The organism is Neisseria sp. P0021.S006 (genome assembly GCF_051956895.1).
Window position 1 is genome coordinate 1 of the sequence record NZ_JBQCWZ010000244.1, and the last position, 1,808, is coordinate 1,808.

Consider the following 1,808-nt stretch of genomic DNA (forward strand, 5'->3'; position numbering starts at 1 on the left):
GTATGGGCTTGTTGATTTTGGCTGCGCCTTACCGTATGGCGCGTGTGGCAGCGTTTTTGGACCCTTGGAGCGATCCTTTGGGTAAAGGCTATCAGCTGACGCATTCCTTGATGGCGATTGCGCGCGGGGGCTGGTTTGGTGAGGGCTTGGGTGCGAGTTTGGAAAAACGTTTCTACCTGCCTGAAGCGCATACGGACTTTATTTTTGCCGTCATCGGCGAGGAATTCGGCTTTTTCGGGATGCTGGTTTTGGTGTTCTGCTACGGCTGGCTGGTGTGGCGTGCGTTTTCCATCGGCAAGCAGGCGCGTGATTCGGGCTTGATGTTCAGCGCGTACATTGCCAACGGCATCGGTATTTGGATTGGTATTCAAAGTTTCTTCAATATCGGTGTAAACATCGGTATCCTGCCTACTAAAGGCCTGACTTTGCCGTTTATGTCTTACGGTGGTTCGGCTGTCTTTATCATGCTGGTGTGCATTACTTTGTTATTGCGCATTGATTATGAAAACCGCCAAAAAATGCGCGGTTATTCGGTGGAGTAAAACCATGAGCGGTAAAACTTTTATGCTGATGGCCGGCGGTACGGGCGGTCATATTTTCCCTGCATTGGCGGTTGCCGAGTCGCTGCAAAAGCGCGGCCATCATGTGATTTGGCTGGGCAGTCAGGATTCGATGGAAGAGCGTATCGTGCCGCAATACGGCATACGCTTGGAAACGCTGGCCATTAAAGGAATCCGTGGCAACGGCATCAAGCGCAAGCTGATGTTGCCGTTTACGCTGTATAAAACTGTCCGTGCGGCGCAGCAGATTATTAAGAAACACCGTGTCGAGTGTGTGATCGGTTTTGGTGGTTTTGTTACTTTCCCCGGTGGCTTGGCGGCAAAAATTTCCGGTGTGCCGATTGTGATTCATGAGCAAAACGCCGTAGCCGGTTTGTCCAACCGCCAACTGTCGTGTTGGGCAAAACGTGTTCTGTATGCTTTCCCGAAAGCCTTTCAACATGAAGGCGGATTGGTGGGTAACCCTGTCCGTGCCGATATTGCGGCATTGCCTGTTCCTGAAGAACGCTTTGCAAACCGCCAGGGCCGTCTGAAAGTTTTGGTGGTGGGTGGCAGTTTAGGGGCAGATGTGTTGAACAAAACCGTTCCGCAGGCTTTGGCATTGTTGCCTGAGGCTGCCCGTCCGCAAATGTATCATCAGTCCGGCCGCAATAAATTGGGTAACTTGCAGGCGGATTACGATGCGTTGGGTGTGCAAGCCGAGTGCGTCGAATTTATTACCGATATGGTGTCTGCCTACCGAGATGCCGATTTGGTGATTTGTCGTGCCGGCGCGCTGACGATTGCCGAACTGACGGCTGCCGGTTTGGGTGCGTTGCTGGTGCCGTATCCGCATGCAGTGGACGACCATCAAACAGCCAATGCGCGTTTTATGGTGCAGGCCGAAGCTGGTTTGCTGCTGCCGCAAACTCAACTGACGGCAGAAAAATTGGCCGAAATCCTCGGCGGTTTGAACCGTGAAAAATGCCTGAAATGGGCGAAAAATGCCCGTACGCTGGCGTTGCCGCACAGTGCGGACGATGTGGCGGAAATTGCCATATCCTGTACTGAGTAAGCAGGCAGACTTCGATTAAAGGCCGTCTGAAAGTTGATTAACGGCATTTCAGACGGCCTTCATTGCCTTTGTTAAAATTCCTTTACAATAAAAGCATAGCGCAGAAGCGGATAGCCCTTTAAAATAACGCCTTTACGCACTAAAAACCAACCGGAACGCAACGTTATGATGAAAAATCGAGTGACCAACATCCA

General features: G+C 51.5%; 2 protein-coding genes. Both read left to right on the forward strand.

The features are described from left to right. The coding region (locus ACTHUM_RS12980) for an FtsW/RodA/SpoVE family cell cycle protein (RefSeq protein ID WP_440403056.1) at positions 1-542 on the forward strand (542 nt) is incomplete at its 5' end. Positions 543-546: 4 nt separating this feature from the next. Continuing rightward, the gene (murG, locus tag ACTHUM_RS12985; RefSeq protein ID WP_440403057.1) at positions 547-1,614 is read left to right on the forward strand and encodes an undecaprenyldiphospho-muramoylpentapeptide beta-N-acetylglucosaminyltransferase; all 1,068 of its coding nucleotides are present in this window, start codon (positions 547-549) and stop codon (positions 1,612-1,614) included. The last annotated feature ends 194 nt before the right edge of the window (positions 1,615-1,808 follow it).

Bases quoted from the DNA above. Each gene is read 5' to 3' on its own strand.
- murG (WP_440403057.1), top strand. From the start codon at position 547: ATGAGCGGTAAAACTTTTATGCTGATGGCCGGCGGTACGGGCGGTCAT.